The organism is Cellulosimicrobium cellulans (assembly GCF_024124905.1).
GTDB lineage: Bacteria > Actinomycetota > Actinomycetes > Actinomycetales > Cellulomonadaceae > Cellulosimicrobium > Cellulosimicrobium cellulans_G.
In genome coordinates this window covers 208,889-222,043 of the sequence record NZ_JAMXST010000001.1, presented here as the reverse complement: position 1 = coordinate 222,043, position 13,155 = coordinate 208,889, and the positions used below count along the sequence as shown (strand labels likewise).

Sequence of the window (13,155 nt, the reverse complement as noted above, 5' to 3'; positions counted from 1 at the left end):
GTCAGCTCTCCTTGGTGTTCTGGTCGGCGGCTGCGGAGCTCTGAGCGCGTCGGGACGCCATGAGCTCGACGAAGCGGTCGAAGAGGTACGCGGCGTCGTGGGGGCCGGCCGCGGCCTCGGGGTGGTACTGGACGGAGAAGGCGGGCAGGTCGAGGCACTCGAGCCCCTCGACCACCTGGTCGTTGAGCCCGACGTGGGACACGACGACGCGCCCGTAGCGGCCGCCGTCGTGCGGGGCGACGGACTCGCCGTCCAGCGGCGCGTCCACGGCGAACCCGTGGTTGTGCGCGGTGACCTCGACCTTGCCGGTGCGGCGGTCCATGACGGGCTGGTTGATGCCGCGGTGTCCGTACGCGAGCTTGTACGTGCCGTACCCGAGGGCGCGCCCGAGGATCTGGTTGCCGAAGCAGATCCCGAAGAACGGGGTGCCGCGGTCCAGGACGCCGCGCAGCAGCTCGACCTCGTGCGTCGCCGCCCCGGGGTCGCCCGGGCCGTTGGAGAAGAACACGCCGTCGGGCGCGTACGCCTCGATGTCCTCGATCGTCGACGCGGCGGGGACCACGTGCACGCGCACGCCGCGCTGGGCGAGGCGCTGCGGCGTCATGGACTTGATGCCGAGGTCGACGGCGACGACGGTGGCGACGGGCTCGCCGTCGGGCGTCGTGCCCTCGAAGGGCTCGACGACGTACGCCGTGTCCGTGCTCACCTCGCGCGCGAGGTCGGCGCCGGCCATCGCGGGCGCCGCCTTCACCTCGGCGACGAGGTCCTCCACGGTGCGCGGGTAGCCGTCGCGCACGAGCGCGTCGCCGGAGAAGATGCCGGCGCGCATCACGCCGAGCTCGCGCAGGTGGCGCGTGAGGGCGCGCGTGTCGACGTCGCTGATGCCGACGACGCCCTGCGCGGCGAGCTCCTCGTCCAGGGTGCGCTGCGCGCGCCAGCTCGACGCGCGGCGGGCCGCGTCGCGCACGACGTACCCGGCGACCCAGATCTTGCCCGACTCGGGGTCCTCGTCGTTGACGCCGGTGTTCCCGATGTGGGGCGCCGTCATGACGACGATCTGCCGGTGGTAGGAGGGATCGGTGAGCGTCTCCTGGTAGCCGGTCATGCCGGTGTTGAAGACGATCTCGCCGACCGTGGTGCCGCGCGCGCCGTAGGCGCGCCCGGTCTGCACGGTCCCGTCCTCGAGGACGATCAGGGCCCGCTCGGCGGGCGGTGCGGTCGCTGAGGCCAGGGTGGTCGCTGTGTTCACTGGGGCGGTCACGGTGCTTCCTCGTCGTTCTCGTCGGTGCCGGGGGCCGCGCTCTCGCGCGTCGGCGCCGGGTCTGCGGGGTCTGCGGGGGCGGCGCCGCTCGGCGCCCCGGGTCGTCGCTCGTGCGTGCCGGCGGCGACGGGTTCGTCGCGGTCGGCGTCGGCTCGTCCGGCGAGGCCGCGGACGGCCTCCAGGAGGCGCGCGACGTCGTGGTCGTGGCGGGGCAGGAGGCCGGTGTCGAGCCGGACCTCGGGGTTCGCCGGAGCCTCGGGCGCGTCGGCAGGGACCGGCTCCCCGGGCACGGTCCACGTCACGACGACGATGGCCTCCTTGCCGACGAACTTGCCGGCCATCCCGGGCGTGAGGGCCACGCCCCCGACCGCGGCGGCGGGCACCCACAGGTCCGGGGCGCCGCTGCGCTCGACCAGCAGGCCGCCGTCGTGCACGGTGGCCTGGGCCTGGGACCGGTCGCCGAGCCCGTGGGCCCCGACGCGGGCGAGCCAGTCGCCCGCGAGCGTGCTGGACACGTAGAGCGCGTCGAGCGGCCCGAGCACCACGGCACCCCGCGCGGCCTCGGCGGGCACCGCCGGGGGCGTGGGGACGACGCCGGCCGAGCGACGCACGAGGCGCCGGCGGCCGACGAGGACGAGCGTCAGGAGGACGACGCCGAGGACGACCCAGATGCCGACCGCGACGGGCTGGGGCAGGTTCACGCCCCCACCCCCTGCGCGTCCGCGGGTGCCGGGACGGGTGCGCCGTCGAGCACGGTCGCGCGCCCCCGCAGGAACGTGGCGACGACGGCGCCGGGCAGCTCGCGGCCCTGGAACGGCGTGTTGGTGCTCGCCGTGACCTGCCCCGCACCGTCGACGACCCGGCGCGCGGCCGGGTCGACGAGCGTCACGTTGGCGGGCTCGCCGACCTCGAGCGGGCGGCCCTGGGCGCGCGCGCCGGTGTCGATGCGGCCGATGCGCGCAGGCGCGCTCGAGAGCACGCGCGCCACGTCGGCCCACGTGAGTCGGCCGGTGTCGACCATGGTCTGCTGGACGACGCTGAGCGCCGTCTCCAGGCCGGTCATGCCGAACGCTGCCGCCGCCCACTCGCAGTCCTTGTCCTCGCGCGCGTGCGGCGCGTGGTCGGTCGCGACGATGTCGATCGTGCCGTCGGCCAGGCCCTCGCGCACCGCCTCGACGTCCGCGGCCGTGCGCAGCGGCGGGTTGACCTTGAACGTCGGGTCGTAGCCGCGCGCCAGGTCGTCGGTGAGGACGAGGTGGTGCGGCGTGACCTCGGCCGTGACGTCGATCCCGCGGCCCTTGGCCCAGCGCACGATCTCGACCGAGCCCGCGGTGGACAGGTGGCACACGTGCAGGCGCGAGCCCACGTGCTCCGCGAGGAGCACGTCGCGCGCGATGATCGCCTCCTCGGCGACCGCGGGCCAGCCCGCGAGGCCGAGCTCGGCAGAGACGACGCCCTCGTTCATCTGGGCGCCCTCGGTGAGGCGCGGCTCCTGCGCGTGCTGGGCGACGACGCCGTCGAACGCCTTGACGTACTCCAGCGCCCGGCGCATGAGGATCGGGTCGTCGACGCACTTGCCGTCGTCGGAGAACACGCGCACGCGCGCGGCGGAGTCGGCCATCGCGCCGAGCTCGGCGAGCTGCTCGCCGGCGAGGCCGACGGAGACGGCGCCGACCGGGTGCACGTCGACCCAGCCCGCGTCGCGCCCGAGGCGCCACACCTGCTCGACGACGCCGGCCGTGTCCGCGACGGGCGTCGTGTTCGCCATGGCGTGCACGGCGGTGAACCCACCCGCCGCGGCGGCGCGGGTGCCGGACTCGATCGTCTCGGCGTCCTCGCGGCCCGGCTCGCGCAGGTGCGTGTGCAGGTCGACCAGGCCCGGCAGCGCGACGAGGCCGGTCGCGTCGACGACCACCGTCTCGTCGTCCGCGGACCCGGCCCGCGCGGCACCGACCGGCGCGATCTCGGCGATCACGCCGCCGGAGAGCACGAGGTCGACGGGGTCGCCGCCGAGCGGGCGCGCGCCGCGCAGGACGTACGTGGTGGTTGCGGCGCTGCTCACGAGGCGGGGACCCTTTCGACGACGGGAGGCTGGACGGGCGGGTGCGGGACGGCCGTGGCCGGGGCGGCGTCGGTCTCGTCGCTGCCCGCGAGGAGGAGGTAGAGCACGGCCATGCGCACGGCGACGCCGTTCGCGACCTGCTCGACGATGACGGCGCGCGGCGAGTCCGCCGCCTGCGCGGAGATCTCGAGCCCGCGGTTCATCGGGCCGGGGTGCATGACGATCGCGTGCTCGGCGAGCAGCCCGAGGCGCCGGGCGTCGAGCCCGTACTTGCGGCTGTACTCGAGGGGGTTCGGGAAGAACGCTCCCCCGCCGGCACCCGAGCCGCTCATGCGCTCGCGCTGCACGCGCAGCATCATCACGGCGTCCGGGCCGCCGTGCGCGGTGTCGCCGGCGAGGGTCGCGTCGAGGTCGTAGGAGACCGCGCACGGCCACGTCTGGACGCCGACCGGCAGGAGCGTCGGCGGGGCGACGAGCGTCACGCGCGCACCGAGCGTGTGCAGCAGGTGCACGTTGGAGCGCGCGACGCGCGAGTGCAGCACGTCCCCGACGATCGCCACGTGGCGCCCGTCGAGGCCCGCGCCGCGCGCGGCCGCGTCGTCCGGGCCGCTCGCGCCGGGGGCGGTGAGCCCCGTCCCGGACAGGTGGCGGCGCAGCGTGTACGCGTCGAGCAGCGCCTGGGTCGGGTGCTGGTGCGTGCCGTCGCCGGCGTTGAGGACGGCGGCGTCGAGCCAGCCCGCGTGGGCGAGCAGGTGCGGCGCGCCGGACGCCTGGTGCCGCACGACGACCGCGTCCGCGCCCATCGCCTGGAGGGTCAGCGCGGTGTCCTTGAGCGACTCGCCCTTGGACACGCTCGAGCCCTTGGCCGAGAAGTTGATGACGTCGGCCGACAGGCGCTTGGCCGCGGTCTCGAACGAGATGCGGGTGCGCGTCGAGTCCTCGTAGAAGAGGTTGACGACCGTGCGCCCGCGCAGCGTCGGGAGCTTCTTGATCTCGCGCGCCTGCGTCGCGGCCATCTGCGCGGCCGTGTCGAGAATGCGCACCGCGTCGGTGCGGGCGAGGTCCTGGGTGGACAGCAGGTGCCTCATGCGGGGGCCTCCGTCCCGGTCGTGGCGGACCGGATCACGACCGCGTCCGCGGAGGACCCGTCCGCGGGCGCGCCGTCGACCTCGGCGAGGCGCACGCTGACGCGCTCGGACGTCGACGTCGGCAGGTTCTTCCCGACGAAGTCCGGACGGATCGGCAGCTCGCGGTGACCGCGGTCGACGAGTGCCGCGAGCTGCACCGCGCGGGGACGGCCCAGGTCGCTGATCGCGTCGAGCGCGGCCCGGATCGTGCGCCCGGAGTACAGCACGTCGTCGACGAGGACCACGACCTTGCCGTCGATGCCCGACGCGGGCAGGCGCGTCGCGCCGATCGTGCGCGTCGGGTGGCGGTGCAGGTCGTCGCGGTACATCGTCACGTCGAGCTCGCCGACGATGGCGTGCGGGTCCGGCGCGCCGTCTGCGGGCGTCCCCTCGATCGCGGCGAGGCGCTCGGCGAGCCGCGTCGCGAGCGGGACGCCGCGCGTCGGGATCCCGAGGAGCACGAGGTCGTGGGCCCCCTTGTTGCGCTCCACGATCTCGTGGGCGATGCGCGTCAGCGCGCGGGAGATGTCGGCGGCCGTCAGGACGACGGTCCCGGCCTCGGGCGTCGTCTCCGAGGTCGATGGGGGTGGTGTGGGCACAGCAGCGCCAGAGCTCATGTCCGGCGACCTCCTTCCCCGCCTCACGGGACGGGCCTTAAAGGATGTCTGACGGTCACCCACCCTACCGCCGCGGGCCGCGGCGGCGGGTACGCGTCCCGCCGGATAAGACGCGGCGTCGGTCACACCTGTGACCGACGCCGCGTCGAGGGTCGCGCCGGCCCGCAGCGGGGCCGTGGAGCGCTCAGGCCGTGATCGTCGGCTTCATCTCGACGATGCGGGCGAGCAGCCCGTTGACGAACGACGGCGAGTCGTCGGTCGACAGGGAGCGCGCGAGGTCGACGGCCTCGTCGATCGCGACGACGTCCGGGACGTCGTCGTTGAAGAGGATCTCCCAGCCGCCGATGCGCAGCAGGGCCCGGTCGACCGCCGGCATCCGCTCGAGCGTCCACCCGTGGGAGTACGTCTCGATCAGCTCGTCGATGCGGTCGCGGTGCGCGAGCACGCCCTCGACGATGTCGACCGCGTACTGCGGCAGGGCGGTCTGCGCGGTGCCGGGGTCGGCGACGCGCTCCGCGAGGAGGGTCGCCGGGTCCACCTGGCGCTGCTCCGCCTCGAAGAGGACGTCGAGCGCGCGCTTGCGCGCCTTGGTGCGTGCGGCCATGTGTGTCGTCAGCCCGTCGTGCCGGCGGTCAGTCGTTCACGCGGCCGAGGTACGAGCCGTCGCGCGTGTCGACCTTGACCTTGGTGCCCTGCTCGAGGAAGAGCGGGACCTGGATCTGCGCGCCCGTCTCGAGCGTGGCCGGCTTGGTGCCGCCCGTGGAGCGGTCGCCCTGGAGGCCCGGCTCGGTGTACGTGATCTCGAGGACGACCGAGGCGGGCAGCTCGATGTAGAGCGGCTGGCCGTCGTTCGACGCGATGAGGACGTTCTGGTTCTCGAGCATGTAGTCCTTGGCGTCGCCCACGATCTCGGCACCCACGGTGATCTGGTCGTACGTCGAGGTGTCCATGAACACGTAGTCCGCGCCGTCCTGGTACAGGTACTGGAAGTCACGGCGGTCGACGTTGGCCGTCTCGATCTTGAGGCCGGCGTTGAACGTCTTGTCGATCGTCTTGCCCGTCATGACGTTCTTGATCTTGGTGCGGACGAACGCGCCACCCTTGCCGGGCTTGACGTGCTGGAACTCGATCACGGTCCACAGCTGGCCGTCGAGTCGCAGCACGGTGCCGTTCTTGATGTCGTTGGTGGTCGCCACGTTCGTCTTCCTGTCGGAGGGTCTGCGGTCTCCGCCCCACGCGGAGCCGCGTGCCGGGACGGCACGACAGGGTCCTCGAGGACGGGATGCGGAAATGGGCCTTGACGATCTTACCGGAGCGCGACGAGGACCGCGTTCGCGACCACGCCCACGGTCGCCGCCCAGCACATCGAGGCGAGCGTGCCGATGACGAACCGCTCGGACGCGACCGGGTGCTCCCGCAGCTCCGGGTAGCGCCCGAGGCCCTTGATCGCCACGACGAAGGCGATCCCGCCGGGCTCCCCAGCGAGGAGGCAGCCGGTGATGGCGAACCGTTCGAGGATCCCGATCCACGTGCCACCGCGCAGCGCCTTCACGGCCTCGGTCCCGATCGGTCCCGTCGCGGGAGGCGGCGGCGGGGGGACCGGGACGGAGGCGGGGTCCGCCGCGGCGGCCCGCGACCTCGCGCGCCCCGCCCGCCGGGAGCCCGCCCGGGCCGGGTCGCCGGAGCGGGCAGCGGCGCGCAGCACCCACTGCGTCACGGTCCCTCCGCCGAGGACGCTCACCGCGAGCGCCACGACCCACACCAGCACGACCAGCACGACCGACACCGGGTCCGTCATCTCCCGCCCTCCCGCAGATCCTCCGACGGCTCACCCCGTCGGCTCGCCCCGAGCTCGCCCAGCAGCCTCGCCACCACGGGCCGCACCGCCGCCTCCTCGGGCCACAGCGCGGCGCGCAGCCGCTGGCTCACCGCTTGCTCGGAGACCCCGAGCGCGCGGGCCACATCCTTCTGGGTGCCACCCACGCGCGCGAGCGTGTCGACCGCCTCCCACCCCGGCGCGGTCCGCCGGTCCACGACCGCCGCGAGGAGGCGCAGGAGGGCCTCGACCTCGGCCGCCCGCGCCGACGGCTCGCCCCGGACGGCGACGGGCGCCGTTGCCGCGCGCGACTTGGCCTGCTCGACCGCCTCGCGCGCCCGCACGAACGCCTCTCCCGACGCCTCGCGCGAGACCGCGGGCAGGGGCTCGTCGACGCTCCCGGTGCCGACGCCGACGCTCCAGCCGCCGTCGCGCAGCAGGTCCAGCACGACCTCGACCACGGTGCCGGCGTCGTCGAGCACGCCCTGCACCTCGTCGCCCACGGTCCGGTCGAACGGGACCACGACGCCGGGGCGGCCGTCGAGGAGCTCGCCCAGGCGCGCGAGCACCTCGGGCACCCGGTCCGGGTGGCCCGTGCTCCCGCGCTGGTCGACGGTGAGGACGAACATATGATCCAGGCTAGACCCTTGAGAGGGTGGAATCAAGCATGGGGGCTTGAGAGAGAGGGATCAAGGCCGACGGTCGGCACGTGAGGGCGCCGCGTCAGCCCCGCAGCCGGGCCGCGAGCGCCTCGAGCGCGAGCCGGTACGAGTCGAACCCGAACCCCGCGATCGTCCCCGTGGCGACCGCGCCGACGACGGAGTGGCTGCGGAACGCCTCGCGCGCCGCGGGGTTGCTCAGGTGCACCTCGACGAGCAGGAGGCCGGAGGTCGTGACCTGCGCCGCGGCGTCGCGCACGGCGTAGGAGTAGTGCGTGAACGCGGCCGGGTTGAGCACCACGTGGGCGCGGGCGTCGACGGCCTCGTGGAGCCAGCCCACCAGCTCGGACTCGTCGTCGGTCTGCCGCACGTCGACCGTGAGGTCGAGCGCGCTCCCCCACGCGAGGGCGGACTCCTGGAGGTCGGCCATCGACGCCGAGCCGTAGATCTCCGGCTCGCGGACTCCGAGCCGGCCGAGGTTGGGTCCGTTGAGGACCAGCACGCGTTCCATGGCGCCCGAGCCTAGCGGCGCCGCGGGGCGCGGCGCGTGGGTGCTCGTGCCGTGGTCGGGCCCACGGCACGCGACGGGCTTCTCGACGCGCGGCGGCCGGCGCCGTCGGGCACGCTGGCGGGGTGAGCCTCGTCGCCGCCACCCGTGCCCGCTGGGAGCCCGACGCGCTGGTCGAGGGGTGGGAGTCGCTCGGGCTCCCGGCCCCGCGGCTGCCGGGCGTCGCCACCCCGGGCAGCGCGCGCGAGGCGGTCCCGCCGGTCCTGACGCTCGTGCGGCGCGCGCACCGGCCAGCCCGACCTGTCGGGACGGTCGTCCTCGTCCACGGCTACAACGACTACGTCTTCCAGGACCACGTCGTCGGGGCGCTCGCCGAGGCGGGGTGGGACGCGCTGGGCGTCGACCTGCGGCGGGCGGGCCGGTCGCTGCGCCCCGGGCAGGTGCTGCACTACGTGGACGACCTGCGCGAGACCGCGGCGGACCTCGGCGTGGCGGTCGCGGCCGCGCGGCGGACGCCGGGCCCGGTGGTCGTGCACGCGCACTCGACGGGCGCCCTCGTCGCGGCGCTGTGGGCCCACGCTCACCGGGGTGGGGGCGGGTGCGACGCGCTCGTGCTCGACAGCCCGTTCCTCGACCTGCGCGCGTCGTGGGTCGAGCGGACCGTGGGGACGCGGGTGCTGGACGCCGTCGGGCCGTGGAGCCCGCTGACGGTCGTCAGCGCGGGGCCTTCCGCGTACACCGGGCACCTGCTCGCGGACCGGGGCGGCCGGTGGACCTTCGACACCACGCTCAAGCGCCCCGAGGGCGTGCCGGTGCGGGCCGGCTGGCTGCGGGCGGTGCGCCAGGGGCACGCGCGCGTGGCGCGCGGCCTGGAGGTCGCGTGCCCGGTGCTCGTCGCCCGGGCCGAGCGGTCCGGGACGGACGACCCGACGAGCCCGGACCGCGAGCGGGACCTCGACGCGAGCGACACCGTGCTCGACGTCGCCCAGATCGCCCGGCTCGCCCCGCGGCTCGGGCGCGACGTGACGGAGCTCGTCGTCCCCGGCGCGGTGCACGACCTCACGCTCTCCGCCGACGGGCCGCGCGCGAGCTACCTGGGGGCCCTCGCCGGCTGGCTCGACGAGCGCGTCGTGCGGGTCGCGGCGTGAGCGTCGCCGCGGGCCGCACCGGCGGCTACCTGGAGGCGCCGTTCGTCGCGCTCGCGCACCGCGGCTTCTCGCGCGCGGGCCTGGAGAACTCCATGGCGGCCTTCGCCGCCGCCCGCGACCTCGGGCTGCGGTACGTCGAGACGGACGCCCACGCGACGTCGGACGGCGTGGCGGTCGCGCTCCACGACGCGTCGCTGGACCGCACGACGGACGCGCGCGGGCTCGTCGCCGACCTCCCGTGGCGGACCGTGCGCGCGGCCCGGATCGGCGGGACCGAGCCCGTGCCGTCGCTCGAGGACGTGCTGGGCACGTGGCCGGACCTGCGCGTGAACGTCGACGTGAAGTCGGCGGCGGCCGCCGAGCCGGTCGCGCGGGCGATCGAGCGCACGCGCGCGCACGACCGCGTGTGCGTCGCGTCGTTCGCGGCGTCGCGCCGGGAGGCGACGGTGGCACGGCTCTCGCGCCCCGTCACCGTGTCGGGGGCGCGGGGCGCGGTCCTGGGCATGTTCCTCGCCGGGCGGGCGCGGACCGACGCCCTGGCCCGGCTCGCGGCGCGCTCGGTCGACTGCCTCCAGGTCCCCGTGCGCGGGGGCTGGGTGCGCGTCGTCGACTCGGGGTTCGTCCGGGCCGCGCACCGGGCGGGCGTCGCGGTGCACGCGTGGACCGTGAACGACCGCGCGACGATGCACCGGCTGCTGGACCTCGGGGTCGACGGGATCGTCACCGACCGCGCGGACCTGCTGCGCGACGTGCTCCGCGCACGCGGCCTGTGGGCGTGAGCGGCTCCGGGCTCCCCGCGGCGCTCCCCGGGCGCCGCGTCAGAGCGCGACGGGGCCGCGTCCCACCGGCGCGTCGGCCGCGATCTCGGCGTAGGCCGCAGCGAGGAGCGTCGGGTCCGGGCCCTCGAGCCGCGTGGGCCGCGCGACGTCGTCGAGCACGACGAAGCGCAGGAGGTCGCCGCGCGACTTCTTGTCGCGGCGCATGGCGGACAGGAGCTGCTCCCAGCGGTCGCCGCGGTACGTGAGCGGCAGCCCGAGCGAGCCCAGGATCGCGCGGTGCCGCTCGACGACCGCGTCGTCGAGCTTCCCGGCGAGGCGCGACAGCTCCGCCGCGAACACCATGCCGACGGACACGGCCGCGCCGTGGCGCCACTGGTAGCGCTCCGTGAGCTCGACCGCGTGGCCCAGCGTGTGCCCGTAGTTGAGGATCTCGCGCAGGCCGGCCTCCTTGAGGTCCTCCCCCACGACGCGCGCCTTGACCGCGATCGAGCGCTCGACGAGCTCGGCGACGACGGCCCACGTCTCGTCCGTGGTCGGGCGCGTGCCCCACGCGCTCAGCGCGTCCGCGTGCTCCTCGACGAGCTCGAGGATGCGCTCGTCGGCGATGAAGCCCGTCTTGACGACCTCCGCCATGCCGGCGACGAAGTCCCAGCGCCCGAGGGACTCGAGCGCGGCGAGGTCGCACAGCACGCCCGCGGGCGGGTGGAACGACCCGACGAGGTTCTTGCCCTCCGCGGTGTTGATGCCCGTCTTGCCGCCGACCGCCGCGTCGACCATCGCGAGCAGCGTCGTCGGCACGTGCACCACGCGGATGCCGCGCAGCCAGGTCGCGGCCACGAACCCGCCGAGGTCGGTCGTCGCGCCGCCGCCGACCGTCACGACCGCGTCCGTGCGCGTGAAGTCCAGCTGCCCCAGCACGCCCCACAGGAACGCCGCGACCTGCGCGGTCTTGGCCTCCTCCGCGTCCGGGACCTCCGCGACGTACGCCTCGTACCCCGACGCCTTGAGGTCCTCGTGGATCACCTCCGCCGTCGCGGCGAGGGCCGCGGGGTGGACCACGAGCACGCGGCGCACCCGGTCGCCGAGCATGGTGGGCAGCTCGCCGAGCAGGTGCCGTCCCACGACGACGTCGTACGGCTGGTCCCCGGCGACCCGCACGCGCGTCGGGACGGAGGCGGGCTGCGCGTCGGCCGGCCCGACGACGGGCTCGGTGGCTGCCCGGGTGCCAGCCTGGGCGTCGGGGACGGGGGTCGTGTCGCTCACGCGTTCTCCTGTTCGGCCGGGGTGTCGGCGGGGGTGGGCGCCGCGGCGCGGTCCGCGTCGGCGCCGCCCGCGAGGTGCGCACGGATCTCCTGGGCGACCTGCGCGGGCGTGCGCGCGTCGGTGACGACGTGCAGCGTCGCGACCCGCTCGTAGACGGGACGCCGCGCCTCCATGAGCGCGGCCCACCGCGCGCGGGGGTTGCCCAGGAGCAGCGGGCGGGACTGGTTGAGCCCGACGCGCGGGGCCGCGTGCGCGAGGCTCACGTCGAGGAACACGACGGCGCCGCCCGCCGCGACGTACGCCGCGAGGGCGGCCTGGGTGTGCTCGTCGAGGACGGCGCCGCCGCCCAGGGCGAGCACGCCGTCGTGGGTCGCGAGCGCCGTCGTCACGGCCTCGCGCTCGAGCTCGCGGAAGTGCGGCTCGCCGTGGTCGACGAAGATGTCGGCGACGGGCTTGCCCGCCGTGGTCTCGACGTCGGTGTCCGTGTCGCGCTGCGCGAGGCCCAGCAGGTCCGCGAGGTGGCGCGACACCGTCGACTTGCCGCTGCCGGGCGGGCCGACGAGGACGACGACCGGGCGCGTGCCCGGAGGGACGGGCGTCATCAGCGCTGCAGCTCCGGGATCGCGGCGAGATAGGCCTCGGCGTTGCGGCGGACCTCCGCGACGGAGTCGCCGCCGAACTTCTCGAGCGCCTGCTCCGCGAGCACGAGCGCGACCATCGCCTCGGCGACGACCGCCGCCGGCGGGACCGCGCACACGTCCGAGCGCTGGTGCTGGGCCTTGGCGACCTCGCCCGTGACCACGTCGACCGTCGCGAGCGCGCGCGGCACCGTCGAGATGGGCTTCATCGCGGCGCGCACGCGCACGACCTCGCCGTTCGACATGCCGCCCTCGACGCCGCCCGCGCGGTTGCTCAGGCGGTGGATCAGGCCGTCGGCGCCGCGCTCGATCTCGTCGTGCGCGGCGGACCCGCGGCGGCGCGCGGTGCGGAAGCCGTCGCCGACCTCGACGCCCTTGATGGCCTGGATGCCCATGAGCACCGCGGCGAGCCGCGCGTCGAGGCGCCGGTCGCTCTGCGCGTAGGTGCCGAGCCCGGACGGGACGCCGTAGGCCAGGACCTCGACGACGCCGCCGAGCGTGTCACCGGCCTTCTGGCACGCGTCGATCTCGGCGACCATCGCCGCGGACGTGGCGGCGTCGAAGCAGCGCACCGGGTCGGCGTCGAGCGCGGCGACGTCGTCGGGCCCCGGCACCGCGGCGTCCTCGGGGACCTCGACGGGACCGATGCCGACGACGTGCGACACGAGGCGGACGCCCAGCGCCTGCTCGAGGAACTTCGCGGCCGCCGCGCCGAGAGCGACGCGCGTCGCCGTCTCGCGCGCCGATGCGCGCTCCAGCACGGGGCGGGCGTCGTCGAAGCCGTACTTGCGCATGCCCACGAGGTCGGCGTGGCCGGGGCGCGGGCGCGTGAGGGGCCGGTTGCGCGCGATCTCGCGCGCGTCGCCCGTGCCGGCGTCGACCAGCAGCGCCTCGGGCGGCACCGGGTCCGCGGACATGACGTCGACCCACTTGGGCCACTCGGAGTTCGCGATCTCGAGCGCGAGCGGGCCACCCTGGGTCACGCCGTGGCGCAGCCCGCCCAGGACACGCAGCACGTCCTGCTCGAACTTCTGGCGCGACCCGCGCCCGTACCCGAGGCGACGGCGCGCGAGCGCGGCCTTCACGTCGTCCGTCGTGAGCTCGACGCCCGCAGGCAGCCCGTCGAGGATCCCGACCAGCGCCTCACCGTGCGACTCACCCGATGTCAACCAACGCAGCATGATCGCCATCCTCCCACGTCGGCACCCACGTCCCGGCGGGCGCCCGCAGTGCGGACCGGCGGTCGCCGACGAGGTCCCGGGCGGCCGACACCCGGG

Annotated in this window: 15 protein-coding genes; 2 read left to right on the top strand and 13 right to left on the bottom strand. The window is 75.5% G+C overall.

The annotated features are described in order from the left end of the window. Nucleotide 1: 1 nt before the first annotated feature. From carA to NHH00_RS00950, 10 genes are all read right to left on the bottom strand, one after another. Nucleotides 2-1,261, bottom strand: coding sequence for a glutamine-hydrolyzing carbamoyl-phosphate synthase small subunit (carA, locus tag NHH00_RS00995; RefSeq protein WP_374613774.1), 1,260 nt, complete (start codon nt 1,259-1,261; stop codon nt 2-4). Next, complete coding sequence (locus NHH00_RS00990; RefSeq protein ID WP_253049362.1) at nt 1,258-1,962, bottom strand: PH-like domain-containing protein; 705 nt, start codon at nt 1,960-1,962, stop codon at nt 1,258-1,260. The genes carA and NHH00_RS00990 overlap by 4 nt, the downstream gene beginning before the upstream one ends. After that, nucleotides 1,959-3,323: a dihydroorotase gene (locus NHH00_RS00985; protein ID WP_253049360.1), complete on the bottom strand. Its 1,365-nt coding sequence runs from the start codon at nt 3,321-3,323 to the stop codon at nt 1,959-1,961. The genes NHH00_RS00990 and NHH00_RS00985 overlap by 4 nt, the downstream gene beginning before the upstream one ends. After that, nucleotides 3,320-4,411, bottom strand: a complete 1,092-nt coding sequence (locus NHH00_RS00980; RefSeq protein ID WP_253049358.1) for an aspartate carbamoyltransferase catalytic subunit — start codon at nt 4,409-4,411, stop codon at nt 3,320-3,322. The genes NHH00_RS00985 and NHH00_RS00980 overlap by 4 nt, the downstream gene beginning before the upstream one ends. Next, nucleotides 4,408-5,067 carry a bifunctional pyr operon transcriptional regulator/uracil phosphoribosyltransferase PyrR gene (pyrR, locus tag NHH00_RS00975; protein WP_253049356.1) on the bottom strand — a complete coding sequence of 220 codons (660 nt, stop codon included), beginning with the start codon at nt 5,065-5,067 and terminating at the stop codon, nt 4,408-4,410. The genes NHH00_RS00980 and pyrR overlap by 4 nt, the downstream gene beginning before the upstream one ends. A 184-nt stretch (nt 5,068-5,251) precedes the next feature. Then, nucleotides 5,252-5,671, bottom strand: coding sequence for a transcription antitermination factor NusB (gene nusB, locus NHH00_RS00970; RefSeq protein ID WP_253049354.1), 420 nt, complete (start codon nt 5,669-5,671; stop codon nt 5,252-5,254). Between the two features lie 28 nt (nt 5,672-5,699). Continuing rightward, nucleotides 5,700-6,263 carry an elongation factor P gene (gene efp / locus NHH00_RS00965; protein WP_021482610.1) on the bottom strand — a complete coding sequence of 188 codons (564 nt, stop codon included), beginning with the start codon at nt 6,261-6,263 and terminating at the stop codon, nt 5,700-5,702. Between the two features lie 110 nt (nt 6,264-6,373). After that, complete coding sequence (locus NHH00_RS00960) at nt 6,374-6,865, bottom strand: hypothetical protein (RefSeq protein ID WP_253049352.1); 492 nt, start codon at nt 6,863-6,865, stop codon at nt 6,374-6,376. After that, nucleotides 6,862-7,512, bottom strand: a complete 651-nt coding sequence (locus tag NHH00_RS00955) for a SatD family protein (protein ID WP_253049350.1) — start codon at nt 7,510-7,512, stop codon at nt 6,862-6,864. The genes NHH00_RS00960 and NHH00_RS00955 overlap by 4 nt, the downstream gene beginning before the upstream one ends. 94 nt (nt 7,513-7,606) lie before the next feature. Beyond that, nucleotides 7,607-8,053, bottom strand: a complete 447-nt coding sequence (locus NHH00_RS00950) for a type II 3-dehydroquinate dehydratase (RefSeq protein WP_141388149.1) — start codon at nt 8,051-8,053, stop codon at nt 7,607-7,609. A gap of 122 nt (nt 8,054-8,175) precedes the next feature. Between NHH00_RS00950 and NHH00_RS00945 the strand changes: the two genes are divergently transcribed. Together NHH00_RS00945 and NHH00_RS00940 are read left to right on the top strand one after the other, a co-directional pair. Further along, the gene (locus tag NHH00_RS00945) at nt 8,176-9,198 is read left to right on the top strand and encodes an alpha/beta hydrolase (protein WP_253049348.1); all 1,023 of its coding nucleotides are present in this window, start codon (nt 8,176-8,178) and stop codon (nt 9,196-9,198) included. Next, complete coding sequence (locus NHH00_RS00940; RefSeq protein WP_253049346.1) at nt 9,195-9,977, top strand: glycerophosphodiester phosphodiesterase family protein; 783 nt, start codon at nt 9,195-9,197, stop codon at nt 9,975-9,977. The genes NHH00_RS00945 and NHH00_RS00940 overlap by 4 nt, the downstream gene beginning before the upstream one ends. A gap of 39 nt (nt 9,978-10,016) precedes the next feature. Here NHH00_RS00940 and aroB read toward each other — a convergent pair whose 3' ends face one another. From aroB to aroC, 3 genes are all read right to left on the bottom strand, one after another. Next, entirely contained in the window at nt 10,017-11,135 is a 1,119-nt protein-coding gene (gene aroB / locus NHH00_RS00935) for a 3-dehydroquinate synthase (RefSeq protein ID WP_253050698.1), read from the bottom strand. 101 nt (nt 11,136-11,236) lie between these two features. Further along, complete coding sequence (locus NHH00_RS00930) at nt 11,237-11,842, bottom strand: shikimate kinase (RefSeq protein ID WP_253049344.1); 606 nt, start codon at nt 11,840-11,842, stop codon at nt 11,237-11,239. Continuing rightward, on the bottom strand, nt 11,842-13,059 hold the full coding sequence (gene aroC / locus NHH00_RS00925; RefSeq protein WP_253049342.1) for a chorismate synthase: 1,218 nt from the start codon (nt 13,057-13,059) through the stop codon (nt 11,842-11,844). Before aroC ends, NHH00_RS00930 begins: the two co-directional genes overlap by 1 nt. Nucleotides 13,060-13,155 lie beyond the last annotated feature (96 nt).